Genomic DNA, 19,589 nt, shown 5'->3' on the forward strand with positions numbered 1-19,589 from the left:
TTGCAGAATCGCCTGCCCGTGCCGGCAATGACGGATGCCGCATGCTGACGCCGATGTAGTGACCCGCAACACGACCGATCCCGCGCGATAACGCATCACACCTGCGGCACCGCCCCGGTGCGTGCAAACGCCTCCACCAGCCGCAGGATGCGCGCCTGCGCATCGATGCCGTGCAGCTCCGTCTGCAATCTACGCACGCCTACTGGCAGCTCGGTGGCAGCGAGTGCCTCGCGCAACAGCGCAGGCAGGCCGTCCAGCTCGCGCAGCCACCACGACGCACCTGCGCTGTGCAGACGCGCGGCATGGTCGAACTGATCGTAATCCAGCGGGTAGACGATCGACGGCAAGCCCGCGGCCAGGCAGGCATACAGGATGCCGGCACCGCCATGGTGGACCACCAGCTCGTAGCGATGCAGCTGCTGCGCGTAGTCCACGTACGGCAGGCGCTGGTAGTTGCCGTGCGTCTGCGCTGGCGGCGCGGCGGTATCGCCATCGCTGAAGTGGAAGATCACCTGCGGAAACTGCACTGCGACGGCACGCAGCACCTGGTCCATCCGCTGCTTGACCCATTGCAGATGCGTGCCCAGCGTCACCAGCACATGCCGACGACCGGGGACGAACTGCGGCGGCGCAACCGCCGCGGGCGGCGTGCACAGCTGCGGACCGACGAAGCGCACCGCCGCCGGCCAGCGCCGCGCCAACTCGAACGACGGCAGCCCCAGGGCCAGGATGCAGTGCGGCGAATACACCGCCTCGCTGCGATCGCTGCGATAGATCGCCGGCAATCCGGATGCGCGCATCTGACGGCGGTAGCACAGGTGCAGGCTCCGTTTGAAGCCGCGCGTCAGCCGCCGCGCCATCGCCTGCCAGATCCGCTGCGCTGCCGTGGATGGCGGAAGCAGGCCGCCGAAATACGCCGGAGGCCCGTCGCCGGTTTCGATCACGCATGGCGACGGCATGCTGGTCCACCAGGCGATGCCCATCGCCTGCGCTGCCAGCCCCGCGCTGGGCAGGGTGAAATCGGCGATCACCAGGTCCGGCCTCCGCTCGCGCCAGTGCTGCCGTACCGCATCGCCCACCCGCGCCATCAGGCCAAGCGCGCTGTGCAACTGTCGGCGCAGCCGCAAGGGATTGTGGCCTACCGCATGCGGTGGATTGGCGATATCGAGCAACTGCCGGTCGGCTTGTGCATCCAGCACGCTGACCGCGCTCAGTCCGCATGCACGGATGCGCGCCAGTGCCGCCGGCGTGCTGATGACCTGGACATCGTGATGTGGCGCCAGCTGCCGGGCGATCGCCAGGATCGGATGCAGATGCCCGCTATACGGCGGCGCGATCAGATCAATGCGCATGTTCCCTCCCCTGCACTGCCTGCTCGACCTGCGCGATGAAGGCCTGGCACTCGGCCAGCACTGCCGCATCGCGCAGATAGTGCAGATGCCCGCAGGCAGGCATCAGATCGGGCGCACCGGCGAACAGCGCGCGCGAGATCCAGTCGCCGCTGCCCTGGATGACGCACAGCTGCCCGAACGTGGCAGGCGCATTGCATACCGGGCCATAGGCGAACACCGCAAGACGCGTGCGCAGCGCCAGCGGCAGCTGCAACGCTGTCAGCAACTGCAGGCCACAACTGCCGGCCAGCAGCACCGTCGTCGGTGCCTGCTCCAGCAGCGCCACCACGCGCATGCGATCCGCATCGGCAACGCGTGCGGCGCGTGCGGCCAGATACTGGTGCGCGTTGGACACGCTGGCGCGCCACAGCGGCATGTGCCGGTAAGTTGGACTAGCGGAGCGATACGGATAATTGCAGTCGATCAGCCGCCGGCCCGGGCCTTGCAGCTGCTGCAGAAAATGCTGTTGCTGCATGCTCAATGCGCAACTCTCCGGATCGCTTTGCCCGGTGAGGAAGGCGATCTGCAGGCTGGCGCCGTCAGTCCGCACGGAAACGCCCATCCGGCAACACGCGATAACGCCGGGTGCGCCAGCGGATCGTGCGCACCAGCGCCGCATGCAGCAGATGCAGCGGCTGCAGGCACTCCGCGACAACCGACAGCAGCGGACGGTGGCGAACCGCACCGCTCACCCGCCATTGCACCAGGCACAGCAGCAGCGCGCGCAGCAGCACGGTGCCCAGCACCCAGGCCAGCGCCGGCCAGCTCGCCTGCACGCAGGCACAGGCCAGCAAGGCCAGCAGCAGCAACGGCGGCAGCCCCTGCAGCACGCCGATCGCCGAACGCACGCCCACGCTCTGCCGACGCAGCAGGATCAACGCGAACAGCATCCATCGATGCATCTGGCGTGCGTAGCTGGCCAGATCCGGCATCGCGGTGCGCATCGCCACCGGTGCGACGGATTGGCGGAGTCGCCCGCCGCGCTCACGCACCAAGGTGGCAACGGCCAGATCGTCGGTGAGCTGTTGCAGTAACGCGGCAAACCCGCCCCAGGCACGCAGTTGCTCGGTACGCGCGGCATAGCACATGCCGTTGATGGTCAGCGGCGCGGCGAACGGCAGCCAGCCCAGGTAGGTCAGTGCCGCATTGTTGTTGACGAACTGCGACAACAGCCGGCCTGGCAGCGTGGCGCTGTCCTGGTAGTACGGCAACGCGGTGACCATATCGGCGTCGGCCAGATCCTGCAGCAGGCGTGTGAGCGCGCTGGCGCTCAGCTGCGCATCGTCGTCGAGGACCAGGCTGATCGGCGCGCGCACATGCGCCAGCGCGTGCTCGAGCTTCCAGGCCTTGGGGTTGATCCCGGCTGGCGCGGCCGGCACTCGCATGCGCTGGATGCGTGCATGCGGATGCAGCGCGACCAGGGCGTCGGCAACGTTATTTCCCGGGATGTCGTCTGCATCCAGCAACCAGACAAACTGCGCGTCCGGCAGCGCTTGCAGGTTGGCCGCAAGCACCTGCTGCAAATGCGCATCGCCCCCCAGCACCGGCTGCAGGATCGCCACCTCGGCCTGGGTTGCGCTGGCGCCACCCGCTGGCAGTGCGCGTGCACCACGCAGCACCCACAGCACTGCAGCCGTCTTGACCATCAGCACCGCCAGATAGGCAGCTGCCACTATCGGAACGACTACGCCCACTGCGCCGCCTGCCAACGCACGAATGCCTCGATGCCTTGTTCCAGACTGACGCTGGGCGGCCCGAGATCGGCAAGCGTGCGGCGTGGGTCGAAGGTCTTGGAATAGGCGAACGCACCCACGCCGAAGCGCGTGATCGGCGGCTCGCCGCGCAGGCGCAGCACGCGATACGCCGCCTCCACCACGCTGGCCATGCGCAGTGCGGTGGCGATGCGCACCTCGCGTCGCGGCAGCGGCAGCTGCAGGCGCGTGAGCAGGTCCAACAGCAACTGCTGCAGATCCACCGGCTGCGCATTGGTGAGGTTGTAGGACGGCTGCAACTGCGGCGCGGTCGCCGCGCGATAGAGGTAATCGCACAGCGTATCGATGTAGATCAGGTCGCCGATCACCGGCTGCGTCTGGCCGACGAAGCGTGGCAGCGCACCCTTGCGCGCAGCGGCGATCACCCGCGGGAACAGCACCGTGTCTCCCGGCCCGAACACCGCACGCGGGCGCAGCACGGATTTGTCGCCCGGATACTGCTGGAGCAGCGTTTCGCCAAGGTATTTGGTCTGCGCGTAGGTGTTGACGAACGTCGGCCCGATCGGGCTGTCCTCGCTGAGGTCGTATTGATGCTCCTCGCGATAGAACACCGAACTGGACGACACATACAGCAGACGCGGGCAGCCATGGCGCTTGCAGAAGTCGATGACGTTGGCGGTGGCCTGGACGTTGTGCAACTGGAACTGCGCACGCGTGCCCCACGGCGAGGCCAATGCCGCAGCGTGGATCACCACATCCGGCTGCCACTGCAACGAGAACGGCCGGCTCAGATCGATGCGATGGTAGTTGGGCAGATCGCTGGCGCGGCGCCCGATGCCGTGGATCTCCACACCCGGCTGGCCCTGGAAACGTCGCAGGAAGGACCCACCGACAAAGCCGGATGCACCGGTCACGAGAATACGCAGGCTCATCGCCACTCCGGTTGATAACGGTCAAGACTGGGTTGGCAATGCGACGGCAGGATGGCCAACTCCGGGTGTGCATGCGACAGCGCGTGCAGCTGCTGCACGGTGCGCCGGAACGCGCGCCAGTCGTGCATCAACAAACGTGTGGGCCAGGCAGGCCACTGCAGCGCAGACCAGGTCGCCGACGACCACACCGCGTCGGCGCACAGCAATACCTCGCGGTCGTGCTGATCGCGCAACCACAGGCCCATCTGCCCGGGCACGTGCCCGGGCAACGGCACGGCCAGCACGCTGCCGTCTGCGAACAGATCGTAGGCCGCGCCCAGACCTTGCCAGGCGCCGGTCAGCGCACGCAACGGCGCCTGCTCGGCAAACTGCAGGCGTCGATCGAAATCCTCGGGGAGCAGCTGCGGCAACAAGGCACGCCGCAGGCCGCCGAGGCGCGAACAACTGCGCAGCTGTTGATAGTCGGCGCGCAGGCACAGGAAGCGCGCGTTGGGCAGATCGCGCAGACCGCCGACATGATCGGCATGGAAGTGCGAAATCAGGCACCAGGCGATCTCCTCCAGCTGCACGCCACGGCGTGCCAGCTGTGCGCCCAGCGTTTCGTGCGCGGGCAGGTGCACTGGCGTGGTCCAGCGATACAGGCGCTCGGGCCAGGGATCGGTCGCGCGGAAAAAATGCTCGGCATACCCGGTGTCGTACAACAGCGCGCCGCGCTGCGGATGCCGGATCAGCACGCTCAACGCGGGAAATTCCACGGCATGCCAGTGGCCGTCCGCACGCACCATGCGCTCGCAATGGCGGCAGTGGCCGATGCGCAGCAACTCGAGCGACACGCGCGGCGGCATCAGGGCGCGACCTGGTCGGAACATGCGCACACGCCCTAGTACCGCAACACCATGCCGCCGATCGCCAGCCCGGCACCGGTGCCGAGCAGCGCAACCAGATCGCCACGCTGCATGCGCTGTTCGATCCGGGCGTGATGCAAGGCATGCGGCAGCGAGGCGGCGACCTGGTTGCCGGTGGCCTGCAGGATGCGAATCACCTGATCGGGGCGCAGCCCCAGCGCCTGCACCACATGATCCAGGCCGCCCCCGGAGGCCTGGTGCGGGACCAGGCAGCGCAACGCTGCCGTGGTGGTGCCGGCCTCGCCCAGCAACCATTCCCAGAATGCAGGCAGATGGCGCGCCGCGAACCGGTAGGCGCCGCGCCCATCCATGCTGAAGCTGCGCAAGGCTTCGGGCGACTGTTCTTCGCCGCGCGGATAGCGGGTGCCGCCGCCGCGAATGCGGCACAGCTCCGCGCCATCGCCGTAGCTGGACAGGCGGCTGGACAGCAGTGCCGAGCCGTCATCGGCGGCGCTGCGCCCCACGACCACCGCGGCCGCCCCATCGCCAAACAAGCCGGCGGTGGCCGGCGTCGATGCATCCAGCCCGCCCGACGCCACCTCGCTGGAAACGATCAACACGCACCGGTAGCGCCCGAGCGCCAACGCATTCGCGGCCATGTCCAGCGCCACCAGAAAGCTCAGGCAGGTCGCATTGACGTCGAAGGCCGGAATGCCCGAATCGCCCAGCCCGAGCGCGCGCTGGATCAGCACCGCCTGGCAGGGAATCGGCTGCTCCATGACGCTGCAGGCCGAGATCAGGCAATCGATCTGACCGGGGTCGATGCCCGCGCTTGCCAGCGCCTGGGTCGCCGCCGCCGCACCCATCGACGAAGCCGTCTCGCCCTCGCCCACGTAATGGCGCGTGGCCACTCCCGAGCGCGCGAAGGTGGTGCCTGCCGGCAGCTGCCAGCGTTGATCCAGCTGTTGCGAGGTCACCTCCGTGGCGGGGACATGGCGCCCGGTGCCCAGAATGCGCAGCGGCAATGCGTTCAACACGGAGGTCTCGTTGGACAAGGCGCGCAGCATACCGTGGCTGGCGTGGGCCGAGCCGATCGATCGCCGGAGTGCGCCATGCGCATCGCCTGCCTGCGAGGACGGCGATCGGTCAGTCGATCGCCACCGCGTTCCAGACCACAACCGCCGGGCAGTCGTGCCGATGTTTCAAGGCGCTTCCACTGCGTATCCCAGCGCCTGCAAGCGCGCCAGATAGCCATCGGCGGCGGTCAGCCGACTGATCGGCAGCACTGCAAAAGTGCTGCGATTGCGTTGCAGCGCGGTGGTGGCGATGCTCAGCCAGTGCTCGCGCATGCGCCGTTCCAGATCGTCGATGCCGCGCTTCCTGGCGGCGCCGGAACTGGCCATGGCGCTCATGCAGGCGGCCTGGGGATCCTCGCGTGGCAACTGGCGCAGTGCCTCGATATCGCCCACCGACCAGGCGTTGGCGCGCTCGACCATCGTGGGCAGGTCGCGCTCGACGGTGACCAGGATGCTGCGGAAGCACGCGGTGTCGTCCATGCCGCCGGCGCGGAACTCCTTGATGGCCTGGCGCGGGTCAGCGATCTTGTAATCCAGCGCGGTGGGGGTCGGCTTGATCCCGGCGCGCTTGGCGGCACGCTCCACCACCGACCAGATCACCGGCGAGCGCGCCAGGCCGGAGCGCTTGATCGCCGCCTGATACAACTCGCCGGCGGCAAGCATCGGGCGCTTGCGCTCCACCCCACGGTCGCTGCCGAGATAGCGTGCCTTGGCAACCGACCAGCGCGCATACAGATCGGCCGGCAGCAGCTCGCGCAGTTCGCGGCCGTCCTCGTTCTTCATCGCCTTCATCGCCGAGGGCAACAGGGTCAGTTTGCCGAAGAACCCCATGTCCGCATCGATCTGGACGGTCGGGGCCATCAGCACCTGCTGCGACTGACCGATGATCGTCTCCACCTCGGCCGACTGCCACTGCAGCCGCTTCGGCAGCGGCGACACGGTGCCCAGGATCCACAGCACATGATCGCCCTTGCTGACCTTCCACAGGCCCGGGCCGGGCTGCACGCCGCGCACCACCATCGCTTCCAGATCGACCACGGCCGGCGGCGATGGCGCGGCTGGCTGCGGCTTCGTTCCATCGCTGGCCGACGCCAGCAATGACACCAGCATCATTCCCACGCCCCACCCCGCCCGCTGGCCTCGCATCACGTCTCGCCCCCTGTGTGAGAACGCGGACACTACGCCAAGCCGGCCATGGCCGCGTTAGGGAAATGTTCGCCGCCGCAGCCGCAGATGGCTCAGCGTGGATCCAGGCTGGCCAGGTGCGCAGCCAGCGGCGAGGCGCCGTCGAGCAGCGCGAATCCTTCCCAGACGAATCCCGGCGAGACCGTGCAGCCCACCAGGGTGAAATCGCCAAGCGACCGCGCCGCCTGCCAGCACCCTGCCGGCACCACGTGCATCGGCTCACCGCGCTCGGCAGCATCCAGGATCAGGCGTTGCAGCTGTCCGCTGGCCTCGTCGTAGATCGACAGCTCCAGCGCATCGCCCTGCTGCCAATGCCAGCTTTCTTCCGCATCGACGCGATGCCAGGCGCTGCATTCGCCGGCAGCAAGCAGGAAGCGGATGGCGGTCAGCGCCGGGCGCGACTGGCCGCCCTCTGTGACCTGGCGCGCAGACGCATACACGCGACGGAAATGCCCGCCCTCCGGATGCGGGGCGAGTACGAGCGAACGGATCAGGTTGGCGGCGGTTGGATGCATGCCTACATGCTAAGCCAGCCAACGCCGCGCATGCATCACGGCAGGTGCTTTCCCGCACGCAGGCAGGTGCGGAAGAACACCAGCAGATCCCAGCTATAGCGCTTGAGCAGACGACGCGGCTCGTTGAGCAGCCGGTACATCCATTCCATATGCACGCGCCGTACCCAATCCGGCGCACGCTTGGCGGTGCCGGACAGGAAATCCAGCAACGCGCCGACCCCGAACACCAGCGGCACGTTCAAGGCGTGGCTGTGATCCAGGATCCAGCGCTCCTGCAGCGGGTTGCCGAAGGCCACCAGCAGCACATCGGCGCCCGAGCGATTGATGCGCTCGGCCAGGCCCTCGCCGGCGGCGGCAAATTCGCCGTAGCCGTCGCACATGCCGACCACCTGCTGGCCCAGGGTTCCAGTCAAGGTCGCGGCAGCGGTCTTGCCCACGCCCGGACGACCGCCGAGCAGGAAGAACTTGAGCGGCTGCGCGGCCTCGCGACACAGATACGGAATCAGGTCGGTGCCATTGAGGTTGCCGGCAAAGCGGCGGCCATGGATCAGGCGTGCTGCCAGATCCATGCCGATGCCGTCGTTGACGATGCGCACGCTGGGCTCGCGCATCCGCAGACGCAGTGCCTGGCATTGCACGATGAAATTGGTGTTGGCGAAAAACACCCGGCGTGGTTGCCGGGCGGCCAATGCGTGAAACAACTCCAGTGCAAACGCTTCCTGCGTGGTGGAGAGCACCGGAAATCCGCCGAGCGGAATCACCACGCCCTGCGGCATCGCCGTGTTGGCGGTTGCTGTCGTCTCCGTATCCACCTGCCGGCCGTGCATCATCGAATCACCAAAGGTCGTAAGGAAACGCGGCCAGCAGCCCGGCCTGCAGTTTCTCCAGGTCGAAATCGCCGTTACCGCCAAGCTTCAGGCACTCTTCCACGCTGTTGCCCGAGTGCCACTGCATGCGTCCGGTGCCGTTGTAGTAGTCGTCGTACTTGAAGCGATCCTCGCCGTTGCCCCAATCCAGGTACACCGCCGGAATCCCGTACGCCTCGGCAAGAATCAGCCCGTGCAGCGAACTGCTGATCACCAACTCGGCGCCCAGCAACGCACTCATGAAGGTTGCAGGCTTGACGTTGGGAAACACCAGATGGTCCGCGTACGCGCTGTACTTCTCGACCGGCTCGTTGAAATGCGGAACGATGGCGAAGGGACGCTTGTTCGCCGTTCCCAGTGCATCGGCCGGGAAAAACATCGGTGTCAGCAGACCGGGGTCGCCATAGACTTCCGGCACCGCGATCCCGCGATCGAGCAGGAATTGACGCGTCTTCGGACCACGCACTGCACGCACATCGAGCGTGCTGAAGGTATTCCGCTCGGCGGGAATCTTGCCGTTGATGCCGCTGCCCCAGACGGTGTCGCCGTCCTTGGCAAAATGCAGCACCGATCCGATGGCGATCAGCTTCTTGCTGAGATCACGCTTCTCGATCAGCGTCTTGTCCTGCAAGGAGAGCACACAGGACACAATCACCTTGGACAGATGATCGCCCATGTTGACGCCAGCGTTCTTCGGCTGCCACCAGAACAAGGCACGGCGTTCCGCATGTTCGATCCATTTCTGCAGCAAAGCATTGGCCATAACGAGCAGTCTCCTTCTAAAGTTGGGTGCGCCGCATCAGTGCGAGAGCGCGGCCTCCGAAGAAGCACGCACAGCTGCGCCACCTTGCTGCGGGTACAAACGGGTTTCCGGATACGCACCGGGATTCAGTACGCGGTCGGTGGTGTCGGACCAATTCAGGCATTGGCGGTAACGCACGCGCGGTGCTTCCAGCGCGCGACTGATGGCCGCAATGACCGACTCACCGTTGCCGGGAGTGTAGCCGAAACGCGATTGATACGGCCCCACGACGGCATTCGGACACACCGCAGGCAGGCCGAAGAAATCGTATTGCAGCAACTTCATCGAACTATCGGCCAGATACACAGGCACCTGCTCGGATGCATAAGGTGCGATCCCGAAACGGGCGTGCTTGATGTAGCCGATGGTCTCGGCGTGCTTCATCTCGCCATAGACGACCACGTTGTCGCCATAGCCGGGATGCCGGCCCATGCCCGAGCCGATCACATGGAACGTGACCTGCGGGAACGCCTTGCTGGCAACCACGAAGAAGTCCGGATCGAACAACATCGAGCCCACCGCAACCGCATGGATGCCCTCGCCATACGGCGACGGGTCGCCCAGCTGATCCAGGTTGTGATCCACACCGTGACCGACGTGATACACGTTGTCGCGGCTTGCCACTTCCTCCGCCATTGCCGGCGACACCAGTGCGATCACATCCAGCGTCGGTGCAACCCGATCGAACTCACGCTCGATATAGGACGCGACATTGATCGTGCTCAGGCCATCAGAAGCGCGATAGACCAGCTTCGCTGCCGGATTGATGCGCTTGGCCAGCTCGATGAAGGCCACCGCGATACCGCTTTCAAACACGATCACGTCCGCCTCGCGCATCCAGTCCAGCAACTGGCGTGGCGGATGCGCGGCATACCAACGGAACATCGCATCTTCGACAGAACGCAGCCAGGCACGACGCGTGTTGAACGGATGCACCGTCGTGCGCCACAGATAGCACTCCACGCCCTTGTGCAACACCACGGTGTTTGCGGTGTCGTCCAGCGGCAGCCGCATGTCGCCCTTCATGCGCGACAGCCGGCTATAGCGCAGCGAGAAAAACCGCGTGGTGCCGCGCAGCGCGAGTTGATCGGTGATGAAGTGGATATTGGCGCGCCGTGGCGTGCGGTAGTCGTGGGCGGACAAGACCAGATAGCAAGGCCGGCGAATGCCGGAAGCGGCGGCGGGTGTATCGCTCATGGGCCGTGTCCTATGAATGAGTGGGAGAAAGCATGCAGGAACGCAGGCGAAGACGATGTCGATCTCATTGGCGTGCCTTGGCCTGCTTCAGCAACTTGCGGATGTTGAGAATGGCAATGACGTCGCGACGGAACGCCGGCCAGATCGCCAACGCCAGCAGACAGACCGCCGCCATCGTGGCCGCACCAACGGCCAGCTGCTGCCACAGCGGGCCACCGACGGTGATGGATGCGTAATACGCGCACACGCCCGCCACGCCGTACGCGGTCATCGCGCGCACCGCATTGGTGAACAGTGCAGCCACCGGTGCGTCGGAGATCTTGCCAACCCAGACCAGCGACAACGGCCAGGTCACCAGCAGCCCGAATGAATAACCGATCGCCACGCCCATCGCGCCCCAGCGCGAGCCGACGAAGATGCAGCCGATCAGCACGATGCGGCTGACCAGCGAGAACAGCAACTGCGCGCGCATCAGCCCCCTGGCAAGGAACACCCAGTAGGTTGCATAGGACGCAGTCTGGAAAATACCGCCCAGCGTCAGCACCTGGAACAGGGGCACCGCCTCGCGCCACTGCTCGCCGAGCACCAGCACGATCAGCGGCATGGCCAGCGCGCAGGCGAAGGCGAACAGCGCGACGATCAGATGCACCATCACCGTTTGCCCGCGCAGCAGGAAGGCGCTGAAGCGTTCGCGGTCGTCCTGCAGCTGCGACAACACCGGCAACGCCACGCTGGTGGCCGGCGCGTTGATCTGATTCAACGGCATCATCAACAGCTGAAACGCACGGTTGTACAGGCCCAGTGCGTCCGGGCCGGTGCGCCAACCGATGATGACCTGGCCAACGTTGCGGCTGGCATAGCCCAGCAACTGCGCGGCCATCAGGTTCCAGCCGAAGCTCATGAAGTCGCGCATCGGCGCCGAGCGTTGGTACCCGCCCGGCAACCAGCGTGCACAGCTCGCCGCGATGATGAAATTGACCACCGCCTGCACCACCTGCTGCACCACCAGCGCCCAATAGCCCCAGCCCAGCAAGGCGGCAGCGACGGCCGCGCCCAGGCCCAGCACCTGCGATCCCACATCGCTGAGCGCGACCTGGCCAAACCGCAGCCCGCGGCTCAGATGCGCGCGGTACTGCGTGGTCATGCCGTTGATCAGGAAGGTCACCGCCAGCGCCTGGGAGATCGTCACCAGCGCCGGCTCCTTGTAGAAGTTGGCGATCACATGGGCAGAGGCGTACACCATCACCGACAGCGACAAGCCGATGCCGCTGTTGATCCAGAACAGGTTGTCGCGCTGCTCGCGGCTGACATGCTTGGCCTGCACGGCAGCGGCAGACAGGCCGAAATCGCGCAGGATCTCGGCCGCACCGACAATCGCGGTGACCATCGCCATCAGGCCGTAGTCGTAAGGCGTCAGCAGGCGCGCCAGCAGGATGATGCCGCCGAACTGCACGACCATCTTGGCCGACTGGCCGATCATGGTCACCGCTGCCCCACCGGCGGCGCGCGAACCGAGGCTGCGCTGTGGCGGCGGCGTGGGGGAATTCATCGTCGGGATCTCTGCGGTCACAGCGCGGCGTCTCCATCCTTGCCGAGCGCTTCCAGGTAGGTGCGGTAGTGCAGCTGTCCGATCCGTGGCCAGTCGCGTTGCGAGAGATCCGGTGCCGGGCCGCGCGGCGCGGCACGCACCTGGTCCAGCATGCCGGTCAGCAGCGCCGCATCGAATTCGCCGTCATAGAGAAACACCCAGCCCGGCCCCACTTCTTCGGCAATCGCCGCATTGGATTCGCTCCACGGTGCCAGCACCGGGCGCGCCAGCGACAATGCCAGCAACAAGGTGCCGGAGTTGTGCATCTGCCGGTACGGCAGCACCACCAGCTCGGCCTCGCTGACTTCGCGTGCGAGCACCGGTTCTTCAACATAAGCCAGCAAGGCACTCACACGTGGATCCTGCGCGCAGGCCTCCTCCACCAGGCTGCGCATCTGCGGCGTGGCCGGGTTGCCGACGATACGCAGCTTCAGGCGCGGGTCGTCGACCTGACGCATCACCTCCAGCAGCGTTTCCACGCCCTTGTACGGGCGGATCAGACCGAAATGCAGCAGCCGCCCCGGAACCGGCGTGCCTTGCGGCATCTTTGCAAACCACTCGCGATAATGGCCGTGCAGGATGGTGTCGGTGAATGGCGGTCGCGGCGGCGTGGTCGCGTTGATGCGGATCCAGCGACGCGTCAGCCGATCGATCCAGCGCAACAGGCCGCGCTCGCGCCAGCCGCGATCCTCGTGCGGTGCCAGGTTGTGCAAGGTGCGCACCACCGGCGTGCCGGTCAGCTGCAGCTTGAGCAGCAACAGCGCCGCACACATCTGCTTGGCCAGGGTGCCAACCGCACTGGGATGGCGCAGCAGATATTCCGGCCAATGCAGATGCAGCACGTCGTAGCGCGACAACAGCGCATCGCGCATCGAAAAGAAGCGCGGCTGCACTGCAGCGGGCAGCGATGCGTAAAGCTGGGTCAGGTACGGATTGGTGCTGGCATTGGGCTTCTCGGTGGAGAACAGCACGGTGACCTGCGGCTGCGCGGACGCACGCACAGTCGCTGCCGATGCAGGCGCGCTCATCGCACTGCCTCCTGGGTACGGCGGGTGCCCAACGCGGTGTGGTATTCGTCGACGTAGCGCCCGACCACATGTTTCCAGTCATAGCGGCTCACGTACGCCATGGACGCTGCACGACGCGTATCGAAATCGGCATCCGCCTGTAGCGCAAGCGTCTGTACCTGCTCTGCGGCCGCATCGATCCGGTCGCGGTTAACGATCACGCCCTGCCTCGATTCGCTGGCAAGACGCACGAACGGCGGGATGTCGCTGAGGATCGGAATCAGGCCTGCACTCATCGCTTCGACCGCAGCGATGCCGAAGCCTTCATGGCGCGACAGGCAGACGAAGAACTGCGCCTGCTGCATCAGGCTGCGCAATTGCTCCTGCGACGGCGACATGCTGAGCTGCACCTTGTCCTGCAAGCCCCGCTCGGCGATCGCCTTGCGCAGGTCGGCCTCGTTCAAATCGTATTCGCGCCCGGCAATGATCAGGCGCCACTGCGGGTCGCGCTGCAGTACCGCCTGCAGCAGCTCCAGGGTTTCGATCAGGCCCTTGTTCACCGACCAGCGGCCGAAATACATCATGGTCCGTCCCGGCGTCGCTGCGCCCTGCGCTGCGTATTTCTCCACGTCCACGCCGTTTTCGATCACCCGCAAGCGCGCCGGCGACACCACCTTGGCGAACAGCTCGCCGTCGTTCTCGCTGGTGGCGATCACCCGCGCATACGCCAATGCCGAAGTGCGGGTGAGCGTTTGAAACCATAGCTGCTTCATCCGCGAGGCATACGCAGTGTGGAAGAAGCCGCCGTGCGTGGACACCACCATCGGCTTGCCATGCAGCGGCCTGGTCAGCGCCAGATAGTCGTAGAAAAAATCGATGCCGTGCAGGTGCACCAGATCGGCCGAGCGGATCGCGCTCAGCACGGACGGCGCCAACGGGTAACGCGACGAGCCGCGATAACCGATGCGTCGGATCGGCAAGCCCTGATACGTCTCCTGCTGCGCAAGCTGCGCGCCCGGATCGGTAAACACCCGATCCAGCGTCACGACCCCCACCGTATCGGCACTGGTGGCCTGGTGTTGACGGGCCACATTGAGAACGACTTCCTCCATGCCTCCGATCGAAGGATGGAATTGGCGGACGACATGCACCACTTTCATTACGCCAATCTCCTGTGCCAGCGACGCAGACACATCTGCATGCTCGGCTGATCATTCTGGAAGCTCGTCATTTGCGTTTCAATCCCAACATCCATGGTGCAACGCGCACCAGCACCGCGCGCATCGGCACACTGACCGCGACAGCGAACGCGCTCAGGCCCATCGCCCAGGCCGGTGTGCCGATCAGGCTGCGAGCGATCACACCCGTTCGTGCCACCACACTGGTGAGCACCAGAAACACCAATGTGTGCGTGCACAGGATCAGCAAGGTATTGCCACCGATCCACTGCAGCAAACGCCACTGCCGGACGAAATACGCCACGCACAAAGTCATTGCGGTGCCCAGCAGGCTGACCAGCAGGAATACCGCAGCGGAATGCCCGAACTGCAGATTGTTCACATCCACTTGCCCGTTCCATCCGGCCAGCCACCACCACGCTGCTGCCAGCACCGGCAGTGCCAATGCCCATGCCGAGGCGCCAAGCGCGCGCAGTGCATCGGCGTAGCGCGACAGCCATCCGCCCACGGCGATGAAGAACAGCGCGACAGGCAATACATCCAGCGCCAATGGAAGCCGCAGGTGCAACGACGGAAACCAGCCCGCCCATGCCAAGGCGAGCAACAAACTGACTGCCGCCAGGGCCGCCGTCGTCAGGCGCGTGCGCAAGGCGATGTAGGCCAGCGTGGTGACGAACAACGCAGGCAGGAACCACAACGCCGGAAGCACGTACAGACGCGTGCCATTGGCCCAGAACAGGCCCACAAATGGATCCCACCACGGCAGCACATGCGATGGATGCGCCGCGCGGCTGGTCACTCCCATCAGCAGCCAGCAGGCGTAGGCCACCAGGAAAAACGCGACATAGGGAACCAGCAACGTGCGCGCCAACTTCGCAATCGTCGCCACCGTCATTGCGCGGTGGCCGAAGCGCTCGCCGACCCAGCCGGACAGCACGAAAAACAGCGGCACATGAAAACTGTAGGCGAACAACTTGTAGGCGGCCGGCATGCCGTTGGCATGCCCCAGCACCACCAGGACGATCGCCAGCGCCTTTGCTGCATCGATCTGGCAATCGCGGGTCAATGCAGGCGCCGGCGCAGCCTTGGCACCCAGGCCGCCGTGCCGGGCCGCGTTGGAATACGGTGCGGTGGTCATGGCGCAGCGCCGTTCATGCCGCCACCGGGCGGGCACCCAGGGTCCACGGCGCAAAACGCATCAGCAACCAGCGCAGCGGCACGCACGCGAGCAGCGCAAACACCGTCACGAACACTGCCCAGCCCAGGCCCGGGCGCGAGGCAGCGAATCCGCCGGCCAGCGCTGCAACACCGGAGAGCACGAAGAACACCAGCATATGGGTGCATAGGATGAGCAAGGTATTGCGGCCGATCCACTGTATCCAGGCCCAGCCCTGCACCAACCGTGCGGCACAGATCACCATCAGTGAGCCGAGTACTGCGCTGACCACAAACCCGACGTGGTTGCGGCCGAACTCCAGCATGTTGACGTCGATGCGGCCGTTACGATCGGCCAGCCAGGCCACCGGCAACGCCAGCAGCACGGTCGCCAGCGCGCTTACCGGCAAGGAGCTCGGCAGACGTGCGGAGACGTGGATCAGCAAGGCGCCCAGCGCGTAGAAGCACAGCGACACCGGTAGAACGTCCAGGCCAAAAAAAAGCCGGACCTGTTGGCCCGGAAACCAGCGCATCCAGCACCAGGCCAGGATCAACGACGCCACCGCGATCACCACAGGCGACAGCCAGCGGCGCAGCACCACATAGCTCAGCACCGTCACCAGCATCACCGGCAGGAACCATAGCGGGGGCTGCACATACAGATCGGGGCCGATCCCGGTGAACATCGCCACGATCGGCTCCCACCACGGATGGCTGCCCCAGCGCGCCGCCTTCTCGCCGATATTGCGCGTCAGCAACCAGTACGCGTAGCCGAGCAGATAAAACGTCACATACGGCAGCAACAGGCTGCGTGCCTGCTTGCTGATGGTCTGCGGCAAGCCGGTGGTCCGCGACGCATAGCCCGCCGCCAGCCAGCCGGACACCATGAAAAACAGCGGCACGTGGAAGCTGTAGGCAAACAACGTCATCGCATGCGGCACGCCCTTGGCGTGGCAGAACACCACCAACAGGATCGCCAGGGCCTTGGTGGCATCGATACGCGGGTCGCGGCTGCGCCCGCCGGTGGCAACGGACGCACCGACGACCGGTGCCACCGGTTGTGGTGCTTGCGTTGCCGCCACACTCATCGCGTACCTCCCGCGGGCAGTGGCAATCGCGCATCCTCGTCGGCCGGATCCTGTCTGGGCAGCTGCGTAGCACTGGTAGCAGACCAGGTCGGCCGCATGTGCCACAGGCAGCCGCACACAAACCACCACAATGCCGACGTCTTGATCGAGAAGTAGCCGTTGGACACCAGCAGGCTCAGCGCGAACGCAAAGATCGCCAGGTTCTTGAACAACTGCCCTTCCTTGCTCGGCATCAACAACAGGAACGAATACGACAGCAGGAAGGCGAGCACGCCGACGATCGACTGCGATGCGATGAAGTAGGCAATGCCGCTGTCGAAGTAACGGTACGCCTGCGCAAAATCCAGGCCCATCCACGAGTTGAAGGACAGGTTGTTCATCGAATTGACGGTGAAGAAGATCCGGCCCATCGTGTTGTCCTGATAGGCCGTGATCCCGGTGATCCACACCAGCAACCACGCCGTCATGATCACAAGCAGGAAGACCAGGAACGCCAGCCGTTGATCCAGGCGTTTCAACAGCGGCGACAGCAGCACCATCAGCACGCAGGTGCCCGCCGCAAGTCGGCCGTCGGAGGCCACGACCATGAAACCGATCAAACCGACCGACAGGATCAGCATCGCCGGACGCATCCAGCGCCAGAACACCAGCACGATCGCGGTAAAGAAGCAGATGTAATTACCCATCGTCACCGGCTCGATGAACATCGAGGAGGCGCGGGGAAGATTGGAGCCCGGCAGGAAGTTGCGCTCGCCCGGTCGCGTGGCGCTGACGAACAGGTTGCTGTCTTCGTTCCAGAACCCTTCCGCGCTCATGCCGCGCGCGTTGACGAAGAAGCTCTTCGGGTTGACCAGATCGCCATAGGCGCTGGGCATCGCCAGTTCGAAGGCCGCAACCAACGACACGATGATGGTCATGCGCACGAACAGCTTGGGCACCGACCCGGTGTAAGCCGAACCAAGCACCACGAACGCAAACACCACCAGCGCGTCGCGGAAGAACTTCGGATCGATCTGCCAGTTCACCAGGAAGCGCACGAACATCAAGGTGACGATCAGCCCCAGGCCGCTGATGATCAATGCAATGCGCTTGCGGCTCATCGAACCCAGGCCGAGCAGGAAACACGCGGCGTAGACCATGAACTCGACTGCGTAAGTGATCACCGGACGTACGGTGAAAACGTTCGCGTTGATCAGCGCCAGCAGCAGGTTGTAACCAACGCCGACCAGCAGCGTCAGCTCGATCAGCAGGTTGTGCCAGCGAACGCGGGCCTCGTCGCTCATTCGGATCAGCATGCAGACGCCTGCTTGAAAGGGGCGGCTGCGATGCAGCCGCCCGCGGCGCTCGGCGCGCCAGGTCGCACACTCCCCGCCATCATCAGTACGCGGTCTTCTGTCCGAGCACACGCACTGCGGTCAGCACGATGATGCGGATATCCAGCCATAGCGACCAGCGACGGATGTAGTCCAGGTCGTACTGGATGCGCTTCTTCATCGTGCGCAGCTCCGGGGTTTCACCACGGAATCCATTGACCTGCGCCCAACCGGTGATACCCGGCTTGACGTAATGGCGCTGCATGTAGTGATTGATCAGCTTTTCGTAATGGGTGTTGTGCTGCGCGGCATGCGGGCGCGGCCCCACGATCGACATGCTGCCACCAAGCACGTTGAAGATCTGCGGCAACTCGTCCAGGCTGCTGCGGCGCAGGAACGCACCGAAACGGGTGATACGGGTGTCGTTCCTGGTCGCCTGCTGGATGGTGGTGCCATGGTCGTCATGCACACGCATCGAGCGGAACTTGAACATGTAGAACTCGCGCCCACCCAGGCCATGACGACGCTGGCGGAAGAACACCGGGCCCGGCGAACTCATCTTCACACCGACCGCAATCGCAGCCATCAACGGCCACAGGCCCATCAGCGCAACCACGGCCAGGATCTTGTCCTGCAGCGCCTTGGCGACCACGAAGTAGTTGTCGCGGTCCACACCGCCCTGGCGCAGGTTGATCACCGGCACGTTGCCGATCTGCTCGCCGGACTGATTCAACAGACCGAAGTCGAACAGGTCCGGCACCAGCTTCACGTTGATCGGATAGCGATCCAGGCGCTGCAGCAACTGCTTGATGTGATCACGTTCGCCCAGCGGCAGCGAGATCCACACCTGCTCGACCTGGTTGTCCTTCAGGTACTCGATCAGCGCGTCCGGATCGCCCAGGCACGGCAGCGACTGACGCTGCTCGGTCACGGCGATGTCGTACGGTGTGCGGAAATAACCGACCAGGTTCATGCCGACCCAGGGGTTGCGACTGAGGTAGTGATTGATCTTCATCACCGGGTGACGCAGACCGACCACCACCACCCGCTGCACATCCACACCCTGGGTGCGCAGGTGATTCAGGAAGCCGCGCAGCACCGTGCGGGCCGCCACCAGCGAGGCCAGCCCACCGACGAACCACAGGCCGATCCAGCCGCGCGAGACCTGCTCGCCGACCTGCACGATCAGCGCATGCACCGCGAACAGCGCAAACACGCCGCCGAATGCACCGCCCAGCACCATCAGCTCGCTCAACAGCCCGCGACCGCGCCAGCTGCGATACAGCGGGAACAGCGCAAAGCAGATCACCGAGTACAACAGCGTGGTGGCGATGGCGACCCGGTACGGTGCCGCAGGCACCCAGGAACCGAAGACGATGCGATAGGCGATCAGCCCGGAAACCACGACCATGGTGAGGTCGAAGACGCGCAGGACCAGATCGGCCGCAGCCGAATACTTGGACAACAATCGCGGCGAGGATGTGGTGTAAGTCGCGCTACTCAAGTCTGCCAAAAGCATGGGGATGTCCTCCAAACTCGATACGGCGCATGCGGGGGAACATACGAAACGCACGCGAGCTTTCAATCATCTCCGTCGGGCGATCACCGCGGTAATACCTACCGACCCCAGATCGCACGACAGCCCTTTGTTTCAACAGAGACAAACTTTCAAACGAAGGAGCCCGAAACATACGGGATCCAACCTTTTCCACGCTGAATCAGTTGTCACTTCAATTAAC

The 19,589-nt window shown here is 65.1% G+C and carries 18 protein-coding genes; all 18 read right to left on the reverse strand.

The genetic code is table 11. From position 1 onward, the window contains the following. Positions 1-95: 95 nt before the first annotated feature. The gene (locus tag AC06DU_RS12690; RefSeq protein WP_478202568.1) at positions 96-1,352 is read right to left on the reverse strand and encodes a glycosyltransferase; all 1,257 of its coding nucleotides are present in this window, start codon (positions 1,350-1,352) and stop codon (positions 96-98) included. Continuing rightward, positions 1,342-1,953 carry a hypothetical protein gene (locus tag AC06DU_RS12695; RefSeq protein ID WP_478202569.1) on the reverse strand — a complete coding sequence of 204 codons (612 nt, stop codon included), beginning with the start codon at positions 1,951-1,953 and terminating at the stop codon, positions 1,342-1,344. Before AC06DU_RS12695 ends, AC06DU_RS12690 begins: the two co-directional genes overlap by 11 nt. Beyond that, a complete protein-coding gene (locus tag AC06DU_RS12700) occupies positions 1,931-3,085 on the reverse strand; it encodes a glycosyltransferase (RefSeq protein ID WP_478202570.1) in 1,155 nt (384 codons plus the stop codon). The genes AC06DU_RS12695 and AC06DU_RS12700 overlap by 23 nt, the downstream gene beginning before the upstream one ends. Further along, the gene (locus AC06DU_RS12705) at positions 3,076-4,035 is read right to left on the reverse strand and encodes an NAD-dependent epimerase/dehydratase family protein (protein WP_478202571.1); all 960 of its coding nucleotides are present in this window, start codon (positions 4,033-4,035) and stop codon (positions 3,076-3,078) included. Before AC06DU_RS12705 ends, AC06DU_RS12700 begins: the two co-directional genes overlap by 10 nt. Continuing rightward, the gene (locus AC06DU_RS12710) at positions 4,032-4,880 is read right to left on the reverse strand and encodes an MBL fold metallo-hydrolase (RefSeq protein ID WP_104622850.1); all 849 of its coding nucleotides are present in this window, start codon (positions 4,878-4,880) and stop codon (positions 4,032-4,034) included. The genes AC06DU_RS12705 and AC06DU_RS12710 overlap by 4 nt, the downstream gene beginning before the upstream one ends. Positions 4,881-4,915: 35 nt before the next feature. Beyond that, positions 4,916-5,947, reverse strand: a complete 1,032-nt coding sequence (locus AC06DU_RS12715; protein ID WP_478202572.1) for a 3-oxoacyl-[acyl-carrier-protein] synthase III C-terminal domain-containing protein — start codon at positions 5,945-5,947, stop codon at positions 4,916-4,918. A gap of 135 nt (positions 5,948-6,082) precedes the next feature. After that, positions 6,083-7,102, reverse strand: coding sequence for a TraB/GumN family protein (locus AC06DU_RS12720; protein ID WP_024937918.1), 1,020 nt, complete (start codon positions 7,100-7,102; stop codon positions 6,083-6,085). A gap of 92 nt (positions 7,103-7,194) precedes the next feature. Next, a complete protein-coding gene (locus AC06DU_RS12725) occupies positions 7,195-7,656 on the reverse strand; it encodes a cupin domain-containing protein (RefSeq protein WP_047128905.1) in 462 nt (153 codons plus the stop codon). A 35-nt stretch (positions 7,657-7,691) separates the two neighbouring features. Further along, entirely contained in the window at positions 7,692-8,486 is a 795-nt protein-coding gene (locus tag AC06DU_RS12730) for a WecB/TagA/CpsF family glycosyltransferase (protein ID WP_046343222.1), read from the reverse strand. 4 nt (positions 8,487-8,490) lie between these two features. Continuing rightward, positions 8,491-9,285, reverse strand: coding sequence for a polysaccharide pyruvyl transferase family protein (locus AC06DU_RS12735; protein WP_039522111.1), 795 nt, complete (start codon positions 9,283-9,285; stop codon positions 8,491-8,493). A gap of 36 nt (positions 9,286-9,321) precedes the next feature. After that, complete coding sequence (locus AC06DU_RS12740; RefSeq protein ID WP_478202573.1) at positions 9,322-10,521, reverse strand: GumK N-terminal domain-containing glycosyltransferase; 1,200 nt, start codon at positions 10,519-10,521, stop codon at positions 9,322-9,324. A gap of 64 nt (positions 10,522-10,585) precedes the next feature. Then, positions 10,586-12,070: a lipopolysaccharide biosynthesis protein gene (locus AC06DU_RS12745; RefSeq protein ID WP_180969715.1), complete on the reverse strand. Its 1,485-nt coding sequence runs from the start codon at positions 12,068-12,070 to the stop codon at positions 10,586-10,588. 17 nt (positions 12,071-12,087) lie between these two features. Beyond that, positions 12,088-13,137, reverse strand: a complete 1,050-nt coding sequence (locus AC06DU_RS12750) for a glycosyltransferase (protein WP_115042327.1) — start codon at positions 13,135-13,137, stop codon at positions 12,088-12,090. Beyond that, positions 13,134-14,276 (reverse strand): glycosyltransferase family 4 protein, encoded by a 1,143-nt coding sequence (locus AC06DU_RS12755; protein WP_478202574.1) that lies wholly within the window; start codon positions 14,274-14,276, stop codon positions 13,134-13,136. The genes AC06DU_RS12750 and AC06DU_RS12755 overlap by 4 nt, the downstream gene beginning before the upstream one ends. 67 nt (positions 14,277-14,343) lie before the next feature. Next, the gene (locus tag AC06DU_RS12760) at positions 14,344-15,432 is read right to left on the reverse strand and encodes an acyltransferase family protein (protein ID WP_478202575.1); all 1,089 of its coding nucleotides are present in this window, start codon (positions 15,430-15,432) and stop codon (positions 14,344-14,346) included. Between the two features lie 13 nt (positions 15,433-15,445). Next, positions 15,446-16,537 (reverse strand): acyltransferase family protein, encoded by a 1,092-nt coding sequence (locus tag AC06DU_RS12765; protein ID WP_184378592.1) that lies wholly within the window; start codon positions 16,535-16,537, stop codon positions 15,446-15,448. Further along, on the reverse strand, positions 16,534-17,820 hold the full coding sequence (locus AC06DU_RS12770; protein ID WP_160954469.1) for a polysaccharide biosynthesis protein GumE: 1,287 nt from the start codon (positions 17,818-17,820) through the stop codon (positions 16,534-16,536). The genes AC06DU_RS12765 and AC06DU_RS12770 overlap by 4 nt, the downstream gene beginning before the upstream one ends. A gap of 94 nt (positions 17,821-17,914) precedes the next feature. Further along, entirely contained in the window at positions 17,915-19,369 is a 1,455-nt protein-coding gene (locus AC06DU_RS12775; RefSeq protein ID WP_046343239.1) for an undecaprenyl-phosphate glucose phosphotransferase, read from the reverse strand. Between the last annotated feature and the right edge of the window lie 220 nt (positions 19,370-19,589).

It is taken from the genome of Xanthomonas sp. NCPPB 3200 (assembly GCF_056393585.1).